Origin of the sequence: Microbacterium sp. S308A+, from assembly GCF_049800815.1 — a bacterium.
GTDB lineage: Bacteria > Actinomycetota > Actinomycetes > Actinomycetales > Microbacteriaceae > Microbacterium.
Window position 1 is genome coordinate 47,304 of record NZ_JBNAFT010000002.1, and the last position, 18,654, is coordinate 65,957.

The following is an 18,654-nucleotide window of genomic DNA, read 5'->3' on the forward strand; positions in this document are numbered from 1 at the left end:
GTGACGCCGGCAGGCGTCAGGCCTCGCTGGAGACCTCGGCGAGCACCTCCGGCCAGCGTCGGTCGAGCGTGCGTCCGCCCAGCGTCACCCCGCCCCAGATCGCGAGGCCGCCCAGCACGACGCCGCACATCAGGCTGATCCAGCCGAGCGCCGGGTTCCAGAGCGCCGCGACGGCGAAGCCGAGCGCGGGGCCGCCGAGCACCAGGGTGATCGGCGCCATGACGAGGAGCGCGAGGAGCGACTGCACGCCGCCCGAGGAGCCGCGACCGAACGGGTTCGCCTCCGGAGCCGGTGCGCGGCCGGGCAGGAAGCTGCCCGCCCAGGCGCCGGCGCCGATCGCCACGGCCAGCAGCCCGATCGCGGACCCGAGGCTGGCCGGGAGCAGGTCGAGCCGGCCGGCGATCGCGCACGTCGCGCTGCACAGGACGATGGTGAGCGGGAAGGCGATCACGGCGAGGCCGAGCAGGCGTCCTGCCCGGTCGGTGGCGCCGCGCACACCGGTGAGGATGTGCAGCGCGACGGCGTCGTTGTCGTAGGCGATCGCCATCTGCATGATGGTCGCGACCATCAGCGCATTGATCGACGGAATGAGGACGATCGCCGGGTGGAAGCCGATGGCGCCCCCGCTGCGGAGGCCGTTCATGAGCGACAGGCCCACGAAGATCGCCGGCAGGAGCAGCATCATCACGGCGTTGATCACCTGACGCGGGTCGCGACGGTAGTAGCGCAGCGTGCGTGCGGCGATCGCGCCGGCCGCGGTCGCCGGCAGCATCCGGTCGACGAAACCGCCCGAGCGCACTCGTCCGCCGCCGCTGCTCTGGATCGGAGCGACGAGACGCGCGGCGAGCAGCGCGCGGGAGATGAACCAGAACGTCGCCACGGTCGCGAGCGCGATCAGCAGCCGGAGCGCTGCCGCGACGACGTCGCCCTGGACGAGGGCGGCGGGCACGCCGAAAGCCGCAGCCGGGGGCGTCCACGCCACGACCTCGGCGATGCCGGCGAAGGCGGCTCCGACGTCCTTCACCTGCGAGACCGCGCCGATCGCGAGATTGAGGAGGATCCCTGACGAGGCGATCAGGATGACGCCGATCGTCACGACCAGGTCGCGAGTGCGGCGGCGCGCCAGCCATCCGGCGAGCAGTCCGCTGACGACGCGGGCGCCCAGCACGCAGGTCGCGAGGGCCAGGGGAGCGATGAGCAGACCGGCGATCAGCGCCGGCACGCTCACCGACCAGCCCATGAGCATCAGCAGGAGCGCGAGCGCCGTGCCGATGCCGCCGACGGTCGTCGCGCCGGCGATGACCAGGCCAGGAAGGAGCGTCCGCGCGTTCACCGGTAGCAGGGCGAAGCGCTCGGGGGCGAGGGAGTCATCCGTGCTGACCAGGATCGAGCCGATCCACCAGCCGAGGACGATGGCGGCCCCGGCGAGCACCATGACGGTGACGGCCGTCTCCGGAGCGGCGACGCGGAGCGTGAAGAGGCCGACGGTCAGCACGCCGAGGAGACTCAGCGCCATCATGCCCGTGATGATGAGCGTGACGATCATCCACGGGTTCCGGCCGAGCTGGTGGCCGAGCTGCCGCCAGCGCAGCCCTACGAGGAGCGCAACCATGCCAGCGTCTCCGATCCGAGGTCGTGTGCGCCCACGAGGGTGAGGAATCGCTGCTGCAGGGTCATTCCCGCACGGACCTCCTCGAGCGTGCCGTTCGCGAGGAGGCGCCCCTCGGCGACGATCGCGACCCGGTCGCACATCGACTCGACGAGCTCCATCACATGGCTGGAGAGCACCACCGTGCCGCCGCCGGCGACGAAGGCACGGAGGATCTGACGGATCGTCTCGCCCGAGACCGGGTCCACGGCCTCGAGCGGCTCGTCGAGGATCAGCAGGCGAGGGGCGTGGATGAGCGCGCAGGCGAGCCCGATCTTCTTTCGCATGCCCGCGGAGTAGTCCACGACGAGCGTGTCGCCCGCGTCGGCCAGTCCGAGCGCGTCGAGGAGCTCGGCCGCACGCGACATGACCTCGGCCTCGGGCATGCCGCGCAGGAGACCGCTGTAGCGCAGCAGCTCGGATCCGGTGAGCCGGTCGAGCATGCGGATGCCGTCGGGGAGCACGCCCATCCGTCCCTTTGCTGCGGCCGGATCCTGCCAGACGTCGGCGCCGAGCACCCATGCGGTGCCGGCGTCGGGCCGGAGGATCCCTGTCGTCATGGCGAGGGTCGTGGTCTTTCCTGCGCCGTTGGGCCCGAGGAGGCCCAGCATGGAGCCGGCCGGCACGTCGAGCGTCAGATCATCGACGGCGACCTTCTGTCCGAACTGCTTGCGGAGGCCTCGCAGGGCAAGGACGGGTGGGGGTGTGGCCTGATCGGTCATAGGAACTATGAGACCATGCGGGGCGGACGTGCCGCCTCCCCCGCCGGGCGGATCTTCCCACGGCATCGCTGCGGTCGCGGATCGTGTCGCGCAGACGTGCGGACGCGCACGGGCGGTCTCCTCCGCCGCCCGACGGACCTGCGACGGGTCACTCCGGGTTCTGCGTCTCGGACGGGCGAGGCCTCAGGAGCGGGACCGACACCGCCGTGAGCGCGAGGAGCGCGAACCCGGCGACGGTCAGCAGCGGCTCGGCCGGGCCGAGGAACCCCGCCTTGCCCTCGGTGGTGACGATGGCATGGATGCGGCTGGTCGCGACCAGGAGCAGCAGGAGCCCGGCGAGGGTCGCGACAGCGGAGAGGGCGATCATCCGCCCCTTGCGCGTGCGGTCGTCGGTCATCGGGACGCTCCGCGCGCCGCCCGGGAGGCGGCACCGGCAGCGAGGCCGGCGGCGACGAGGCGGGCGATCGCCCAGACGGTCAGTCCGAGTCCGGGCAGTCCGACCAGCACGACGAGCCAGACGCCCTTCACCGCGGGCGACATGTCCTTCGCCCGGATCGTGGCGACGATCGCGGCGATCACCAGGGCAGCGAGGATGACGCTCGCGACGAGCACCCAGAGGTGCGTCTGATTGGTGGTGTGGAGAACGGTCATCCGCGTCATTGCCAGATGCTGCCGGTCGCGTTGACGTGAAGCTCGTGGGTCTCGTCCCAATTCACGAGTCCGCCCGAGGGGATCACGGAGAAATGCCAGACGCCTTGGACGGTCCGTTCGTCGGGGCTGCCGTAGTCGACGCATTTCTTCAGCTCGACCACGTAGCCCACCGCCCACTGGGTCTGACAGGTGTGCGACCCCTGGTACCCGCGATACGACTCGGCGACCCACGCCCTTCCACCGTCGTAGTAGAAGGTGCCGTACTGGGTGACCCCGTTCACGACGTTGTTCACCGACTGGGCGTAGTCCTTGCTGCGCACCTCGCCGGACTCCGCCGCGCGCATCAGAGACCGGTACTCCTGCGTGCTCAACGAGTCCTTGGCTCCGGCGACATCGCCGACCGTGACCGTCCTCTCCTCCGAGACCGTGAGGGTGGAGGTGGTCGAGCACAGGTCAGACGAGACGCCGGTCCTCCCCGCGGCGATCGCCCGGTTCACCGTGTCGAGGCAGTCTTGGCTCGTCGTCGTCTTGCTCCCCGCCGTCGAGGCGTCTGCGGACGATGCCGGTGCCGCGAGGAGGACCGCGCCGAGCGTGAGCGCCGAGACGGCGAGCAGCGAGCCGGTCCGTCTCGACCGGACGAAAGCACGCATCGGAAGCCCCCATCGTCACGTATCTGCGTCGACCGCCTCGTGCGGCAGCCGACCGTGCCCCTGAAACTCTCCTCCTCCGCCGGGCGGTTGTCTGTAGGGCTTTTGGGGGACTCGCCGGCGCACCGGCCCTGTCGTATTGGCCTAGGTTTCTGTCGTTTCTGCGGATGACGTCTCCTTTGTCCCCCGAAGAGGGGACGCGCACGAAGGTCTTACCTCGTATTTTTCTGTATGCCGTCTAAAAAATGTGACGAGCAGATGGAAAGGACGACATGAGCTTCGAGGTAAAGAGATTTCGTGCGCTGGCAGCAGCGACCGTGAGCGTGCTCGCGCTCAGCGTGGTCTCCGCGACGCCGGCGATGGCGGCGGAACTGACGAGCGCGGAAGCGGTCGATGTCGGCATCGGCGCGGAACAGAGTGCGGTCCGGGGGCTCATTGCGAAGGCCGATCCCTTCGTCTCCGCCGCACAGGGACGTTTCGTCCTCGACATGCCCGTAGCCGCTGGCACCCTCACCTCGGCGGAGATCGCACAGGTGGAGGAGATGATTGCAGCGACGAACGAGATCCTTGCCTCCGTCGAAGCCGACGCAGCGTTGACGATCGCTCCGCTGGGTGCCAAAGCGTTCGTCGCAGCCGAGGACATCTCGGCCCCACGGCAGGCGCGCATGGCTTTCCGCGAAGGTGTGACCAAGATCGAAGCCCAGTGGTTCGGATTCCGCGTCTGGCTGTCTAAAGAGACCGTTCGCGCGATCGGCGGTGGCGTGGGAATCGGCTCGCTGTGGATCCCCGAGCCTCTCGTCACGAAGATCCTAGGTTCCCTCGGGGGAGCGATCGCCGCGTTCACGCCGGGAGAAGTCGTGTTCAACTGGTCCCCGGTGTTCACGCCGATGGCGCCCTTTGGGACGTTCTGGGGTCAGGAATGGCAGTAAGGAGGTCAACCATGGGTCTTGCACGCAAAATCGCGCTGTCGATCCTGCTGGTCGTGATCGTGGTGTCGGGGATCTTCCTCCGGGATGCCTGGACCTGGGTCACCGTCGGACTCGCCGTCGTCTTCTTCGTCGGACTGTTCTGGCCGTCTCGCCGGAAGGCCGTTCCCTCTCGATCCCGGTGAAGCTATGAGTCGGCCCGCCATCGGACGAGGAGGTGGCGGGCCCGGTGCCCGAAAAGAGGGAGCAGACCGGCTCTCCGCTACAGACGATGACCATCCGATACGACCCTGAGGCCGACGCGGCCTACGTCCCGGTAGGCCCGGAACCGGCCGCCGGTGAGTCCGCCGACCAGGTCGTCGGACTCGCGAACCCGCAGGGCAGGGGAGAGATCATCCTCGATTTCGACAAGGACGGGGCATCTGATCGGCGTCGAAGTCCTGGGCGCGTCGGTCCTTCTCGCCCGCAGGCGCTGAGCGAGGCGGTTGCAGAGGACGGGGGCGGGGGCTTCGGCCTGAGGCGCTTTGAGCCGTGTCTGGGCGGGCAAAGGTGCCCTCTCCCCTCACGCCTGGCCGCCTCACGCCTGGCCGCAGGGGAGGGAGAGGACGCGCCCGGTATGCGGGTCATTTGTTCGCGGCAAGGCCGTGGCAGTGCGTGAGTAGCAGAGGCTGCCGGCGGTCAAAGACGAAACCCCCGCGATGTAGAAGCTACGCGAGGGTTCCTGTGGCTCCGACCGGCATCGATCCGGTGACCTTTCGATTTTCAGTCGAACGCTCTACCAACTGAGCTACAGAGCCGCACAGAGCGGAAGGTGGAAGCTTCTGACCTGTGTCCTAGACGAAAGGCCCTCTCCGGAGAAAGGGCCCGTCGCTCGGAGCGACCCTGACGGGACTTGAACCCGCGACCTCCGCCGTGACAGGGCGGCACGCTAACCAACTGCGCTACAGGGCCAGAACTGTGAAATTGTATCGGATCAGTGACCCCAACGGGATTCGAACCCGTGCTACCGCCGTGAAAGGGCGGCGTCCTAGGCCGCTAAACGATGGGGCCGAGAGGAACCGGGGTCCCCCTGCCGACGCTCAAGCATATGCGACGGCGGGGGCAAAACGCCAATCGAGGGCGCGTCGGTTCTGATCCCGGGCGTGTCCGGGGGGAGGATGGCGGGACGGATAAGCCTCGTGCGAGCGCCCCAGCGGACGGCGAGGACGGTGAACGGTACAGGAACTCTGGCCCGACGGAGCGGTCGGACCCTGGTGTTTCTGTGACTGATGTTGTTACTGTGATCTCTGTGAATCCCCGAAAGGAAGCCTTGTGACGGAGCCGACTTCCGGCGATCCGAACTGCGGGTGCACCCCCACGCCCGCGGAGTCAACATCGTTCGGCCCCTCGCCGGCGCGCATGTCTCGGCGCGCGGCGATCGGGCTCGGCGTGTTCGGATTGGCCGCAGCGGGCGCGATCGGCGCCGGGGGGCTTGGTCTCAGCAGTGCTCATGCTGACGACTACCCGTCGTGGGAAGACGTGCAGAACGCGATGAACAACGAGTCCGCCAAGGCGGGCGAGATTCAGCGCATCCAATCGCTCATCGACGGTCTCACGCAGCGCGTCTCCGAGACGCAGGCCGCCGCCGAGACCGCGGGCAAGGAGTTCTACACCGCGCAGCAGGCGCTCTTCGACGCCGCGCGTCGGGCGACGGATCTCCAGGCCCAGGCCGACGAGCAGGAGAAGATCGCGACCGACGCCGCCCGAGAGGCCGGGCAGGTCGCTGCGCAGCTGTACCGCAACGGTGGCGACAACACCACGATGGAGCTGTTCTTCTCCGGCTCCGCGGCCACGGCCGACGAGCTTCTGCAGAAGCTCGGCCAGATGGACCGGCGTCTGACCCGCAACCAGGCGGTCTACGACAAGGCCGTCGCGGCGAGGAACTCGGCGCAGAGCCTGAGCGACCAGGCCAAGACCGCACGCGACGAGCGCGAGCGCCTTCGTCAGGTCGCCGAGGACAAGATGCGCCGGGCGCAGGAGGCCGCTCAGGCCGCCGAGGCCGCGCTCAAAGAGCAGCAGACGCACATCGTCGAGCTCCAGGCTCAGCTCGCCGCCCTCCAGGACACGACCGCCAAGACGACCGCCGGCTACCAGGCGGGTGTCGCGGAGCGTCAGCGGCAGGAAGAGGAGCGCCGCCGCAAGGAAGAAGAGGATCGTCGCAACGCCGCGAACAACAGCGGTGGAGGAGGCGGCGGTGGCGGCGGAGGCGGGAACTCCGGCGGCGGAGGAGGGGGCGGTGGTGTCGGCCCCGGCAACGGCTGGGTGCGCCCGCACGGCGGGTTCCAGTCCTCCGGCTACGGCCCCCGCATCCCCGACTGCGACTCGTGGGGATGCTCCTCGAGCTTCCACTACGGCGTCGATCTCGCCAACGGCTGCGGTGCCCCGATCTATGCGGCGGCGTCCGGGACCGTCGACGCGGCCTTCTACAACGGCGGCTACGGCAACTACATCCGGATCCAGCACGGCGGCGGGGTCGCCACCGGCTACGCCCACATCCTCAACGGCGGGTACGCGGTCAGCTACGGAGACTACGTCCAGGCCGGCCAGGTCATCGCGTATGCGGGCAACACTGGCGGATCGTTCGGGTGCCACCTCCACTTCGAGGTGTACATCGATGGCGACTACACGAACCCGATCTGGTTCATGGAGAACCGCGGCATCGACATGTCGTGATCGCGGCGGAACGGTCGCCGCAGACCTGAGAGGACCCCCGGCCCGCTGTGCGGAACCGGGGGTCCTCTCGTCGGTGCGGCTCAGGCCGTGCGCTCAGTGGCCTTCCGCGCCGAAGCGCGCGATGGCCTCGTCGAGGATCCGCTGCGCCTCTGCGGCGTCGCCCCATTCGTCGACCTTGACCCACTTGTTGGGCTCGAGGTCCTTGTAGTGCTCGAAGAAGTGCGCGATCTCCTTCTTCGTGTACTCCGGGATGTCGTCGATGTCCTGGATGTGCGACCAGCGCGGGTCCTTGGACAGCACGGCCACGAGCTTGTCGTCGCCGCCGGCCTCGTCGCTCATCTTGAGCACGGCCACGGGGCGGACGTTCACGACCACGCCGGGGTAGATCGCGTGGTCGAGCAGCACCAGCACGTCCAGCGGGTCGCCGTCCTCGCCCAGGGTGTTGTCGAAGTAGCCGTAGTCGGCGGGATAGCCGAAGGTCGTGTACAGCACGCGGTCGAGGTGGACCCGGCCGGTCTCGTGATCGACCTCGTACTTGACCCGGCTGCCGCGCGGGATCTCGATGACGGCGTCGTGTGCGCCCATACGTGTGCTCCTTGGATGACGGGTTGGATGCCGCGGACCAGCCTACCGGCGCGACCCGTCGCTTCGAGGACCGCGATCCGTCGCTTCGGAGGATGCGGCGGGGCGGATAGCGTGGAGTCGTGCCCGATGCCCCGCTCGACCCCGCCGTCGCCGACGTCCGCGTCGCCGTGCGCGCGGCTCTCTCGTCCCTCGCCTCGGCTGACCCGTCGCCGGTCACCGGCTCCCCACGCGATGCCCATCCGGCTCCCGGCCCCGTCACGGTCGCGCCGCGTCGCGTGGTGGTGGCCCTCTCCGGCGGGGCGGACTCGCTCGCCCTCGCGGCGGCGACCGCCTTCGAGGCGCGCGCGGAGGGGATCGAGGTGGTGAGCGTCACGATCGACCACGGGCTGCAGCCGGGCTCCGCAGACGCCGCCGCCAGGGCTGCGGCGTCTGCGGAGCGTCTCGGCATCCGTGCCCACGTGGAGACCGTCGAGGTCGGCCGCGGGTCGACGGGGGGCGGTCCCGAGGCCGCCGCCCGCGACGCACGCTACGCGACGCTGCGGGCGGTGGCGCTGCGAGAGTCGGCGCCCCTGCTGCTCGGCCACACCCTCGACGACCAGGCGGAGACGGTGCTGCTCGGACTCGCCCGCGGCTCGGGGGCCGCCAGCATGCAGGGGATGGCGGCGCTCCGTGAGGACGACGACGGCGTGCGCTGGCTGCGCCCGCTGCTGTCGGTGCGGCGTGCGACCACCCGGGCCGCGTGCGAGGCCGAGGGGATGACATGGTGGGACGACCCGCACAACCAGGACCCGCGGTTCGCCCGCGTACGGGCGCGGAATCGCGTGCTGCCCGTGCTGGAGGAGGAGCTCGGCCCGGGGATCGCGGAGGCGCTCGCGCGAACGGCCGAGCAGCTGCGTGAGGACGCGGAGGCGTTTGACGAGATGATCCGCGAGACGATCGAGGACATCGTCGAGCCGGCGGAGGCGGGGATCGCGGTGAGCGTCGCCGCGCTGCAGGCCAATCCGGCGGCTCTGCGGAACAGGATCATCCGTCTCGTCGTCGCCAGCGAGTTCGGAGTCAGCCTCACCCGCCGGCAGACCGTCGAGGTGGCGCGGCTCGTGACCGACTGGTCAGGGCAGGGGCCGATCGACCTTCCCTCCTGCACGGCGCGACGCCAGGCGGGCCGAGTCGTCTTCGCCGCCCGGGGCTGACACGGCGCGGCCTCCGACCCTGCTGATGCAGGACCAGGGGCCGTTCCGAGGTGGACGCCGCTACTTCTTGCCGCCGAGGAGGCCGCCGAGCAGCCCGCCGATGTCGATGCCGCCGGAGTTCCCGCCGGAGCCGCCGTTGTTGCCGCCGCCGAAGAGGCCGCCGAGCCCGCCGAGGACGTCGCCCAGGCCCCCGCCGCCGGAGCCGCCGGCCGCTCCGCCGTTGTTGCCGCCGCCGAGCAGCCCGCCGATGAGGTCGCCGATGCCGCCGCCGGCCGATGCACCGCCCGCGGGAGCCGCACCCTTGCCGGCGTTCGCGATGATGCCCATCACGATCGGGGCGAGGATCGGGAGGAGCTTGCTGAAGTCGATCCCCGCGGTCTTGGGCTCCTTGGTGAGCGTCTCGGCCACCTCCTTGGAACTGTCGCCGAACACGTGCGTGACGATCTTCTCGCCATCGGCCTGGTCGACCTCGTCGACCTTCGCCGCGCCCGAGAAGGCGTCATGCTTGCCCAGCGCCTGCGCGATCGCGGCCGAGCCCTCCGGGGTCTCGGCGTTCTTGGCGAGGCCTCCGAGGAGAGCGGCGCCGCCCTCCTGGACCGCCTGCCGGGCGACGTCCTCGCTCACGCCGAACTTCTCGGCGATGTCGGAGATCGGCACCTGCTTGAGGATCTCGTCGATGTCCATGGGTCCTCCCCTTTCCCAGCGCGCCGCGGGCGCGGCCGCGCTGACGTCTCATGGCTCAGAGTAGCGCCAGGAGGGCGAATGGCGGCAGGCCCACCGTCCCCGGTCGGCCGCGGGTTCGGAGGGTCGCCCGTCCGCCGCATAAAATCGATCCATGCGCGCAGCGGACATCCGGGACGACCTCGCTCAGATCCTCGTCACCGAGGAGCAGATCCACGCGAAGCTGGACGAGCTGGCCGCGCAGGTCGCCGTCGACTACGCCGGGAAGGACCTGCTGCTCGTGGGCGTCCTGAAGGGCGCGGTCATGGTCATGGCCGATTTCGCGCGGGCGCTTCCCGTCCATGCCCCGATGGACTGGATGGCCGTGTCGAGCTATGGTGCGAGCACCAAGTCCAGCGGCGTGGTGCAGATCCGGAAGGACCTCGACACCGATCTGCACGGCAAACACGTGCTCATCGTCGAGGACGTGATCGACTCCGGCCTCACCCTCAGCTGGCTGTTGGAGAACTTCGCCTCGCGCGGCGCCGAGTCGATCGAGGTGCTCGCGCTCCTGCGCAAGCCTGAGGCTGCGAAAGTGCACGTGGACTGCCGTTACGTCGGCTTCGACATCCCGCCCGACTTCGTCGTGGGCTACGGCCTGGACTACGACGAGCGTTACCGCAACCTCCGTGACGTCGCGGTGCTCGCGCCGCACGTCTACAGCTGACGCGGCCGACGGGACGGAGGCGCTGGGGATACGCCGCGGGCGAATCCCCAGCGATGGCAAAGCCGCGCCGCGATACGCTGATCCGATCATGGATGTCAAGAAGGTCACCCGGAATCCGCTGATCTACGTGCTGCTGATCGGTCTGCTGCTGATCGGCGGGTTCATGCTGATCTCCAGCCTCGGCGCCACGAAACAGGTCTCCACCAAGGAGGGTCTCGACCTGCTCAAGGGCGGCACGGTCACCGAGGTCGTGACGACCGATGGCGACCAGCGCGTCGACATGAAGCTGAGCAAGGCATACGAGGGTGCCGACGCCGTCCAGTTCTATTACAACTCCGCTCGCGCGGGCGAGGTCGTCAAGGCGATCGACGCCGCCGCGCCCAAGGACGGCTTCAACGACTCGGTGCCCAAGCCCAGCTGGTTCGACGGCTTCCTCTCCCTGCTGCTGCCGATGGTCCTCCTCGGCCTGCTGTTCTGGTGGCTGCTCTCGTCGGCGCAGGGCGGCGGCGGCAAGATCATGCAGTTCGGCAAGTCGCGCGCCAAGCTCGTGAGCAAGGAGACTCCCACGGTCACCTTCGCCGACGTCGCCGGCGCGGACGAGGCGATCGAAGAGCTCCACGAGATCAAGGAGTTCCTGCAGGACCCGGCGAAGTTCCAGGCCATCGGCGCCCGCATCCCCAAGGGTGTGCTGCTGTACGGCCCTCCGGGAACGGGTAAGACGCTCCTCGCGCGCGCCGTCGCGGGCGAGGCCGGCGCCCCGTTCTACTCGATCTCCGGATCGGACTTCGTCGAGATGTTCGTCGGCGTCGGCGCCTCGCGCGTGCGCGATCTCTTCACGCAGGCGAAGGAGAACTCGCCCGCGATCATCTTCATCGACGAGATCGACGCGGTCGGCCGTCATCGTGGCGCCGGGCTCGGCGGCGGGAACGACGAGCGCGAGCAGACGCTCAACCAGATGCTCGTCGAGATGGACGGCTTCGACCCCAACGCCAACGTGATCGTCATCGCGGCCACCAACCGCCCCGACATCCTCGACCCCGCGCTGCTGCGCCCCGGCCGCTTCGATCGTCAGATCGGCGTCGACGCCCCCGACCTCAAGGGCCGTCAGCGCATCCTCGAGGTGCACGCCAAAGGCAAGCCGCTCGCGAACGGCGTCGACCTCGAGGTCGTCGCCCGCAAGACGCCGGGCTTCACCGGTGCGGACCTCGCGAACGTCCTCAACGAGGCGGCCCTCCTCACCGCGCGCTCGAACGCGCAGCTCATCGACAACCGCGCGCTCGACGAGGCGATCGACCGCGTGATCGCGGGCCCGCAGCGACGCACGCGTGTGATGAAGGACAAGGAGAAGCTCATCACGGCGTACCACGAGGGCGGTCACGCGCTCGCGGCGGCGGCGATGAACTACTCCGACCCCGTCACCAAGATCACGATCCTGCCCCGCGGCAAGGCCCTCGGCTACACCATGGTGCTGCCGGTGGACGACAAGTTCTCCGTGACGCGCAACGAGCTGCAGGACCAGCTGACCTACGCCATGGGCGGGCGCGTCGCGGAGGAGATCGTCTTCCACGATCCCACCACCGGTGCGTCGAACGACATCGAGAAGGCGACCGACATCGCCCGCAAGATGGTCACCGAATACGGCATGACCACACAGGTCGGCCCGGTCAAGCTCGGTTCCGGGTCGGGTGAGATGTTCGTGGCACGCGACATGAACCGCGGTCGCGACTACTCCGAGTCGATCGCCGAGACGGTGGACGCCCAGGTGCGCGCCCTCATCGAGCAGGCCCACAACGAGGCCTACGAGGTGCTGAGCGCCAACCGTGACATCCTCGACCGGCTGGCCCGCGAGCTCCTGGAGAAGGAGACGCTGGACCACCACCAGATCGCCGAGATCTTCACCGACGTGCGCAAGCTCCCCGAGCGCCCGCAGTGGCTGAGCAGCGAGGACCGCCCGGTGTCGTTGCTCCCTCCGATCGAGATGCCGGTGCGCGGGGCGGAGACGGGTGCGGCCGCCACGGTCGTGACCGACTCGCCCTCGCCCGCAGAGCGCAAGCCAGGGCAGGCCGGCGCCGGCGGCGGGCACCCGCGCCCGGCGACGGCCTGACGTGGCCGTCGACCGGGAGCGCATCGCCGCGCTCACGCGGGAGCTGTTGGAGGCGATCGGGGAGAATCCGGACCGTCCGGGGCTGACCCAGACACCGGCGCGGATGGCCGACCTCTATGCGGAGTTCTTCTCCGGCGTGGGGGAGGATCCCGCCGCGGCGCTCGCCCACACGATCAGCGTCTCGCACGGCCCCGCTCCCGAGACGGTGCCTTCCGGGGCGGTCCTGCTGCGCGACATCCGTTTCCGCTCGGTGTGCGAGCATCACCTCCTCCCGTTCGCCGGACACGCGCACATCGCGTATCTCCCCGGCGAGCAGGTGGTGGGCCTCGGCGCGCTCGTCCGCGTCGTGGAGACGCTGGCGTCGCGGCCGCAGGTGCAGGAGCGTCTGGGCGAGCAGGTGGCAGACACGATCGCGACGCATCTGGACGCGCGCGGCGTGCTCGTGGTGCTGGACGCCCGTCACGGCTGCGTCACGCTGCGCGGCGGACGCCAGCCCGAGGCCTCTACGCTGACGATCGCGGCGCGGGGCGTCTATCTCGATCCGGCGGCTCGCGCCGAGCTCATCGCGCTGATCGGCGCAGGGGCGGCAGCGAGCGGCTCTGCGCCTGCGCACGAGCCGGTCACGATGGTGGAGGAGCCGGGCGCATGACTGCGGTCTGGGGGATCGTCAACGCCACCCCCGACTCGTTCAGCGACGGCGGCCGCTACGCCGAGCCGGGTGCGGCCCTCTCCCACGCGCGGCTGCTGCGCGCTCAGGGTGCGGCGGTCCTCGACGTCGGCGGCGAGTCCACGCGGCCGGGCGCCGAACGGGTCGACCCTGAGGAGGAGCGCAGACGCGTCCTGCCGGTGATCGAGCGGCTCGCCGCCGACGGCCTTCCGCTCAGCATCGACACGATGAACGCCTCGACGGCGGTCGCCGCGGTGCATGCGGGCGCGCGCATCGTGAACGACGTGTCGGGAGGGCTCGCCGATCCCGACATGCTCTCCGCGGTCGCCGAGAGCGGCGCCGACGTCGTGCTGGGACATTGGCGCGGTCCCTCCGCCGACATGTACGCGCAGGCCGAGTACTCCCGGATCGGCAGAGAGGTCGCGACCGAGCTCGGCGGGCGGATCGCCGCCGCCGCCGCGGCGGGCATCGCGCCGTCGCGGGTGATCGTCGACCCGGGGATCGGCTTCGCCAAGACCGCCGCGCAGAACTGGGATCTGCTGCGTGACCTGGAGGACGTCGTTGCGCTGGGCGTACGCGTGCTCGTGGGCACCTCCCGCAAGAGGTTCCTGACGGACGCTCTCGGCGAGGACGCGGGCGAGGATCGCAGGGACGCCGCGACCGCCGTGACCAGCGTGCTGGCAGCACGGGCCGGCGCCTGGGCGGTGCGCGTGCACGACGTCGCCGCCACGCGGGACGCCCTCGCCGTGCTCGCCGCCTGGGACGGATGACACGCGGGCGATGGCCGTTGCCGAGGAGAGGGCCGCGGAACGCGCCGCGCGGAGTCCGCACCCCCGCCGTACGCTAGGGACATGGCTGAGCAGACGAGCGATGAGATCGTGCTGACCGGGCTCACCGTGTTCGGACGCCACGGCGTCTACGATCACGAGCGGGCCGACGGCCAGGACTTCACGATCGATGTGCGGCTGCGGATCCCCCTGGCTCCTGCGGCCGCCTCCGACGACGTCGCCGACACCGTGCACTACGGCGAGCTCGCCGAGCGCATCGCCGAGATCGTCGGCGGCGAGCCGGTCGCCCTCATCGAGACCCTGGCCGAGCGGATCGCCCAGGCGGCCCTGGAGGACCCGCGGGTCCTGGAGACCGCCGTCACGGTGCACAAGCCGCACGCGCCCATCCCGCTGAGCTTCTCCGACGTCTCGGTCACGGTGCGTCGGGATCGGAGCATCCGATGATCGTCAGACCGCCGCAGCCGGGTCGCACCCTGCCGCCCCTTGATCCGCGCCCTGGGCACGAGCCGGTCCGGGCGGTGGTCGCGCTCGGGTCCAACCTCGGTGACCGCGCGGTCACGCTGGAGGAGGCCGTCGCCGCGATCCGGCGCCTCCCCCTCGTCGACGACGTGCGGGTCTCCGCGCCGTTCGAGACCGTGGCCGTCCGGGAAGACGGGCCCGATCCGGATGCGCCCGTCTTCGTCAACGCCGTGGCCCTGGTGACCACACGCCTCGCCCCGCAGGTGCTGCTCGGCATGCTCCACGCGATCGAGGAGGAGCACGGGCGGGTGCGCGCCGAGCGCTGGGGCGATCGCACGCTCGACCTCGACCTCATCGCGTACGGCGATCTCCGCAGCGATGACGAGCGCATGCTCCTCCCGCATCCGCGCGCCGCCGAGCGCCTGTTCGTGCTGGAGCCCTGGCTCGACGTCGATCCGGACGCCGTGCTCGCAGGGCAGGGGAGCGTCGCGGCGCTCGTCGCCCGGATCCGGGGCGCCGCGGCCAGCGACGACACCGTGCGGGACGAGAGCTGAGGGCCGGATGAGACGTACCTCCGTCGTCGTGCTGCTGCTCGTGGCGCTCGCCGCCGGGGCGGCGGGATTCCTGGTGGATCACGCCCTCACGGTCGCCGGCCGGGCCACCTTCACGCCGGTGCCAGCGCTGCCGGCCCTGCTCGTGCTCCTGGGAGCGGGCGTGCTCGTCCTCGCGTGGCCGGTGCGGCGCAGCATGAGGCGTAGAGGAGAGGGACGAGGCAGGGTCGATCCGTTCCGGGCCTTCCGGATCGCGATGCTCGCGCGGGCGTCGAGCCTGCTGGGCGCGATGGTGGCCGGCTTCTCCGCAGGCCTCGCGGCCTACCTCCTCACGCGCCCCGTCGGTCCGCCGCTAGGCTCGATCACGGCTGTCATCGCCGCCGTGGGCGGAGCAATCGTCCTCGTCGTTGCCGCGTTGATCGCCGAACACTTCTGCACGCTGCCCGAGGACGGCGGACCGCACGACACCGACGGGCCACACGGGTCCCTCGGGATGGAGGACGACGATGACGAACACCCCGCAGCTGCCGCCGGACGGTGACGGCCAGGCCGTGCCGTCGGTCACGCCCCCCGCGCGGGCGGCCGGAGCCCTCGACGAGGGCGTCTACACCACGCTGCGGGAGCCGCAAGGCGCCGGGGCGCTGGCCCTGGACGGCGTCTGGCACCAGATCTCCCCGAAGTACGTGGTGTCGCAGGTGCTGCAGAACGTGCTCTTCCTCGTCGCCCTGGCCATCGTGGTCCCGGTCCTCGTCTACGTTCTCCGCCAGCAGTGGGCGTGGATCCCCGGCGGCGTGCTCGCGCTGTTCACCGTCGTCACGCTCGTGATCCTGCCGCGGCAGGCGCGCGCGATCGGCTACATGCTGCGCGCGGACGACATCGTCTTCCGCAAGGGGATCCTCTGGCAGCGCATGATCGCCGTCCCCTACGGCCGCATGCAGCTCGTCGACATCACGCACGGACCGCTCGACCGCGCGTTCGGCGTGGCGAAGCTGAAGATGGTCACGGCCGCCGCGACCACGGGCGTGGAGATCCCGGGGATGAACCAGGCCGCCGCCGAGGTCCTGCGGGACACGCTCATCGAGGTCGCCGAGACACGACGGACCGGACTGTGACGCTGCCGCTGCCTCCCGTGCCCGGCGGCGACAGCATGCCGTCGCCGACCGGCCTGCCCGTCGCCGAGGGTCTTCCCGAAGGCGGGTCCTCCTCGCTCGCCGACGGCGAGTGGCACCGGATGCATCCCCTCACCCCGCTCTTCAAGGGCGGGCTGGTGCTCGTGGTGCTCCTCGGCATCGTGGTCGCGAACCTCCGCGACAAGATCATCACCTGGGCGATCCACCTGTTCACGCCGCAGGCGCCGCGCCTCCCCGGCGCCGGCGATCCGGTGGACTGGGTGCTCTCGAACAACCTGATCCTCGTCGCGCTGCTCGTGATCCTCGGGGTGCTGCTCGTCCTGTGCCTTGCGTTCTGGCTGGTGTGGCGATTCCATCAGTTCCGCATCACGGGCGACCACGTCGAGGTGCGCAAGGGAATCGTGTTCCGCTCGCAGCGTCGTGCGCCGCTGGACCGTGTGCAGGGCGTGAACCTCACCCGGCCGTTCCCCGCTCGCCTCATCGGGATGGCGAAGCTCGAGGTCGTCGGCGCGGGGACCGACGCCAATGTGGCGCTCGAGTACCTCTCCACTCCCAAGGCCGAGGCCGTGCGCCTCGACATCCTCCGTCTCGCCTCTGGCGCGCGCCAGGTGCGCGAGGCGGCCAGAGCGGGGGGACCGGAGGCGTCCGCGGCCGCTCGGGCCTCGGCGCGTGCTCAGCTGGCGGACTCGATGAGCCGAGGCGTCACCGGCATGATCGCGGGCGTGGACCTCGAGGACGTCGCGCCGGAGAGCGTCGTCCGCATCCCGACCGGCCGGCTGGTCGGTGCGCAGTTGCTGTCGGGCCTGCTCTGGCTCGCCTTCTTCGCGGTGCTCTTCGGGATCGTGATGGCGTTCGTCGTGCCCACCGTGCTCGCCAACGAGGGACCGGATGCGCTGGTCGTCCTGCTCGGCATCGGGCTCGTGACCGGCGTGCCGCTGATCGGAGCCGCGGTCGCCATCACCTGGGCGCAGATCGCCCGTTCGCTGCGGTACTCGATCGCCCCGACCGCGGACGGCGTGCGCATCACGTTCGGCCTGCTCACCACGGTGACCGAGACCATCCCGCCCGGCCGGATCTTCGCGGTCGAGGTGGTGCAGTCCCTGCTCTGGCGTCCGTTCGGCTGGTGGACGATCCGGATCAACCGGATGTCGGGAAAGAGCGCCGCGCAGCAGCAGTCGAGCACGGCGCAGCAGTTCAACATCGTCCTCCCCGTCGGCGTGAAGGCGGACGTGGAGCGTGTGCTCGCGCTCATCCTCCCCGACCTTCCGCAGGAGATCATGCCGCTCGTCTGGGAGCACGGGATCCTCGGGCCGCAGGCCGAGGACCCCTACCGTACGATCCCCGCGCGGGCGTGGTGGCGCCGCCCGTTCTCGTGGCGACGGCATGGGGTCGCCCTCACCGACTTCGCGCTGCTGCTCCGCCGGGGCCGCATATGGCGCAAGCTCGCGCTGTTCCCGCTCGCGCGGCTGCAGGGATTCTCGCTCGAGCAGGGGCCGATCGATCGGCTGCAGCGGGTGAGCGGGGGCAGGGCGCACACGGTCACCGGCCCGGTGACCGGCGACATCGCCGGCATCGACCGCGACGCGATGGTGGCTCTGCTCGACGAGGTCACCGCCGTGGCGGCCCGGGCGGTCGCGACCGATCGCGGACACCGATGGGCGGAGAGGGCGGCGAACGCCTCAGACGCTCCGGCGGAGGCGTCCGGGACCGCCGTCGCACCGGCCGTCGTGCCGGACGCTCCGATGGCTCCTCCTCCTGCCCCTCCGGCGGCGCTGAACGAGAGATCGGAGGGCCCGTGACGCGTCCCGGTCGACTCGGCGTCGGCATCGTCGGCGCCGGGCGCGTCGGGCCGGTGGTGGGGGCCGCCCTGGCGGGCGCCGGCCACGCGCTGACCGGGATCACCGCCGGGTCGGATCCGGAGCGGGTCGCCGCGGTCCTGCCGGACGTGCCTGTTCGCGCCGCGGACGAGCTCGTCCGCGAGAGCCAGCTCGTCGTCCTCGCCGTGCCCCGCGGAGAGATCATCGGTCTGGTCTCGGGCCTTGCCGAGGTCGAGGCGTGGCAGCCGGGGCAGCTCGTCCTGCATACGGACCCGGGGCTCGGCGCCGCGGTGCTGGACCCCGCGGCCGGCCGTGGCGCGATCCCCTTGGCCGTCCATCCCGCGATCACCTTCACCGGGACGACCCTGGATCTGCGCCAGCTGCAGGGCTCTTATGCGGCGGTGACCGCGCCGCCCATGGTCCTGCCGATCGCGCAGGCGCTCGCGGTCGAGCTCGGCTGCGAGCCGGTGGTCATCGCGGAGGAGGACCGCGTCGCCTACGCGGAAGCGATCGCGACGGCATCGGAGTTCGCCCGGTCGATCGTCGGGCAGGCGACGGGGATCCTCCGCGGCATCGGGGTGGAGAACCCAGGCGGATATCTCTCGGCGCTCGTCTCCTCGACCTTCGAGCGAGCACTGCGCGAGGCCGGGGATGCCTGAGCCCGCGCCGA

Annotated in this window: 22 protein-coding genes and 3 tRNA genes; 15 read left to right on the forward strand and 10 right to left on the reverse strand. The window is 70.6% G+C overall.

Features of this window, described 5'->3' with window-relative positions:
- Window positions 1-16: 16 nt before the first annotated feature.
- The 5 genes from ACP15J_RS05985 to ACP15J_RS06005 form a co-directional block, all read right to left on the reverse strand.
- Window positions 17-1,612, reverse strand: coding sequence for a hypothetical protein (locus ACP15J_RS05985; RefSeq protein WP_424936107.1), 1,596 nt, complete (start codon window positions 1,610-1,612; stop codon window positions 17-19).
- On the reverse strand, window positions 1,594-2,370 hold the full coding sequence (locus ACP15J_RS05990; RefSeq protein WP_424936108.1) for an ABC transporter ATP-binding protein: 777 nt from the start codon (window positions 2,368-2,370) through the stop codon (window positions 1,594-1,596). Before ACP15J_RS05990 ends, ACP15J_RS05985 begins: the two co-directional genes overlap by 19 nt.
- Window positions 2,371-2,518: 148 nt before the next feature.
- Complete coding sequence (locus tag ACP15J_RS05995; protein WP_424936109.1) at window positions 2,519-2,767, reverse strand: hypothetical protein; 249 nt, start codon at window positions 2,765-2,767, stop codon at window positions 2,519-2,521.
- Entirely contained in the window at window positions 2,764-3,030 is a 267-nt protein-coding gene (locus ACP15J_RS06000; RefSeq protein WP_424936110.1) for a PLDc N-terminal domain-containing protein, read from the reverse strand. The genes ACP15J_RS05995 and ACP15J_RS06000 overlap by 4 nt, the downstream gene beginning before the upstream one ends.
- Window positions 3,027-3,671, reverse strand: coding sequence for a hypothetical protein (locus ACP15J_RS06005; RefSeq protein WP_424936111.1), 645 nt, complete (start codon window positions 3,669-3,671; stop codon window positions 3,027-3,029). The genes ACP15J_RS06000 and ACP15J_RS06005 overlap by 4 nt, the downstream gene beginning before the upstream one ends.
- 356 nt (window positions 3,672-4,027) lie before the next feature.
- Between ACP15J_RS06005 and ACP15J_RS06010 the strand changes: the two genes are divergently transcribed.
- The 3 genes from ACP15J_RS06010 to ACP15J_RS06020 all read left to right on the forward strand — a co-directional run bounded on the left by ACP15J_RS06010 (window position 4,028) and on the right by ACP15J_RS06020 (window position 5,252).
- Window positions 4,028-4,597 (forward strand): hypothetical protein, encoded by a 570-nt coding sequence (locus ACP15J_RS06010; RefSeq protein ID WP_424980896.1) that lies wholly within the window; start codon window positions 4,028-4,030, stop codon window positions 4,595-4,597.
- 11 nt (window positions 4,598-4,608) lie between these two features.
- Window positions 4,609-4,779 (forward strand): hypothetical protein, encoded by a 171-nt coding sequence (locus ACP15J_RS06015; RefSeq protein WP_424936113.1) that lies wholly within the window; start codon window positions 4,609-4,611, stop codon window positions 4,777-4,779.
- Between the two features lie 86 nt (window positions 4,780-4,865).
- On the forward strand, window positions 4,866-5,252 hold the full coding sequence (locus ACP15J_RS06020) for a DUF2283 domain-containing protein (protein WP_424936114.1): 387 nt from the start codon (window positions 4,866-4,868) through the stop codon (window positions 5,250-5,252).
- Between the two features lie 66 nt (window positions 5,253-5,318).
- On the opposite strand, the gene ACP15J_RS06025 is transcribed toward ACP15J_RS06020, so the two are convergent.
- The 3 genes from ACP15J_RS06025 to ACP15J_RS06035 all read right to left on the reverse strand — a co-directional run bounded on the left by ACP15J_RS06025 (window position 5,319) and on the right by ACP15J_RS06035 (window position 5,644).
- Window positions 5,319-5,391: transfer RNA gene (locus tag ACP15J_RS06025), tRNA-Phe, on the reverse strand.
- Window positions 5,392-5,471: 80 nt separating this feature from the next.
- Window positions 5,472-5,545, reverse strand: a tRNA-Asp gene (locus tag ACP15J_RS06030).
- A gap of 26 nt (window positions 5,546-5,571) precedes the next feature.
- Window positions 5,572-5,644 (reverse strand) — tRNA-Glu (locus tag ACP15J_RS06035).
- A 348-nt stretch (window positions 5,645-5,992) separates the two neighbouring features.
- Between ACP15J_RS06035 and ACP15J_RS06040 the strand changes: the two genes are divergently transcribed.
- Window positions 5,993-7,306 carry a peptidoglycan DD-metalloendopeptidase family protein gene (locus tag ACP15J_RS06040; RefSeq protein ID WP_424936115.1) on the forward strand — a complete coding sequence of 438 codons (1,314 nt, stop codon included), beginning with the start codon at window positions 5,993-5,995 and terminating at the stop codon, window positions 7,304-7,306.
- Window positions 7,307-7,399: 93 nt separating this feature from the next.
- Here the strand turns inward: ACP15J_RS06040 and ppa are convergent, their stop codons facing one another.
- The gene (gene ppa, locus ACP15J_RS06045; protein ID WP_424936116.1) at window positions 7,400-7,891 is read right to left on the reverse strand and encodes an inorganic diphosphatase; all 492 of its coding nucleotides are present in this window, start codon (window positions 7,889-7,891) and stop codon (window positions 7,400-7,402) included.
- A 119-nt stretch (window positions 7,892-8,010) separates the two neighbouring features.
- On the opposite strand from ppa, the gene tilS reads away from it, so the two are divergent.
- Window positions 8,011-9,081, forward strand: a complete 1,071-nt coding sequence (gene tilS, locus ACP15J_RS06050) for a tRNA lysidine(34) synthetase TilS (RefSeq protein WP_424936117.1) — start codon at window positions 8,011-8,013, stop codon at window positions 9,079-9,081.
- Window positions 9,082-9,141: 60 nt separating this feature from the next.
- On the opposite strand, the gene ACP15J_RS06055 is transcribed toward tilS, so the two are convergent.
- Window positions 9,142-9,765, reverse strand: coding sequence for a DUF937 domain-containing protein (locus ACP15J_RS06055; protein WP_424936118.1), 624 nt, complete (start codon window positions 9,763-9,765; stop codon window positions 9,142-9,144).
- Window positions 9,766-9,916: 151 nt separating this feature from the next.
- On the opposite strand from ACP15J_RS06055, the gene hpt reads away from it, so the two are divergent.
- The 10 genes from hpt to ACP15J_RS06105 all read left to right on the forward strand — a co-directional run bounded on the left by hpt (window position 9,917) and on the right by ACP15J_RS06105 (window position 18,643).
- Window positions 9,917-10,468, forward strand: a complete 552-nt coding sequence (gene hpt / locus ACP15J_RS06060) for a hypoxanthine phosphoribosyltransferase (protein WP_424936119.1) — start codon at window positions 9,917-9,919, stop codon at window positions 10,466-10,468.
- An 88-nt stretch (window positions 10,469-10,556) separates the two neighbouring features.
- Window positions 10,557-12,572, forward strand: coding sequence for an ATP-dependent zinc metalloprotease FtsH (ftsH, locus tag ACP15J_RS06065; protein WP_424936120.1), 2,016 nt, complete (start codon window positions 10,557-10,559; stop codon window positions 12,570-12,572).
- Window position 12,573: 1 nt separating this feature from the next.
- Window positions 12,574-13,221 carry a GTP cyclohydrolase I gene (gene folE, locus ACP15J_RS06070; RefSeq protein ID WP_424936121.1) on the forward strand — a complete coding sequence of 216 codons (648 nt, stop codon included), beginning with the start codon at window positions 12,574-12,576 and terminating at the stop codon, window positions 13,219-13,221.
- Window positions 13,218-14,009 (forward strand): dihydropteroate synthase, encoded by a 792-nt coding sequence (folP, locus tag ACP15J_RS06075; RefSeq protein WP_424936122.1) that lies wholly within the window; start codon window positions 13,218-13,220, stop codon window positions 14,007-14,009. Before folE ends, folP begins: the two co-directional genes overlap by 4 nt.
- Window positions 14,010-14,090: 81 nt before the next feature.
- Window positions 14,091-14,471 carry a dihydroneopterin aldolase gene (folB, locus tag ACP15J_RS06080; RefSeq protein ID WP_424936123.1) on the forward strand — a complete coding sequence of 127 codons (381 nt, stop codon included), beginning with the start codon at window positions 14,091-14,093 and terminating at the stop codon, window positions 14,469-14,471.
- Window positions 14,468-15,040 (forward strand): 2-amino-4-hydroxy-6-hydroxymethyldihydropteridine diphosphokinase, encoded by a 573-nt coding sequence (gene folK, locus ACP15J_RS06085; protein WP_424936124.1) that lies wholly within the window; start codon window positions 14,468-14,470, stop codon window positions 15,038-15,040. The genes folB and folK overlap by 4 nt, the downstream gene beginning before the upstream one ends.
- A 7-nt stretch (window positions 15,041-15,047) precedes the next feature.
- Window positions 15,048-15,578 carry a DUF3180 domain-containing protein gene (locus ACP15J_RS06090; RefSeq protein ID WP_424936125.1) on the forward strand — a complete coding sequence of 177 codons (531 nt, stop codon included), beginning with the start codon at window positions 15,048-15,050 and terminating at the stop codon, window positions 15,576-15,578.
- On the forward strand, window positions 15,544-16,149 hold the full coding sequence (locus ACP15J_RS06095; protein WP_424936126.1) for a PH domain-containing protein: 606 nt from the start codon (window positions 15,544-15,546) through the stop codon (window positions 16,147-16,149). Before ACP15J_RS06090 ends, ACP15J_RS06095 begins: the two co-directional genes overlap by 35 nt.
- Window positions 16,146-17,966: a PH domain-containing protein gene (locus ACP15J_RS06100; protein WP_424936127.1), complete on the forward strand. Its 1,821-nt coding sequence runs from the start codon at window positions 16,146-16,148 to the stop codon at window positions 17,964-17,966. Before ACP15J_RS06095 ends, ACP15J_RS06100 begins: the two co-directional genes overlap by 4 nt.
- Window positions 17,963-18,643, forward strand: coding sequence for a DUF2520 domain-containing protein (locus ACP15J_RS06105; protein ID WP_424936128.1), 681 nt, complete (start codon window positions 17,963-17,965; stop codon window positions 18,641-18,643). Before ACP15J_RS06100 ends, ACP15J_RS06105 begins: the two co-directional genes overlap by 4 nt.
- The last annotated feature ends 11 nt before the right edge of the window (window positions 18,644-18,654 follow it).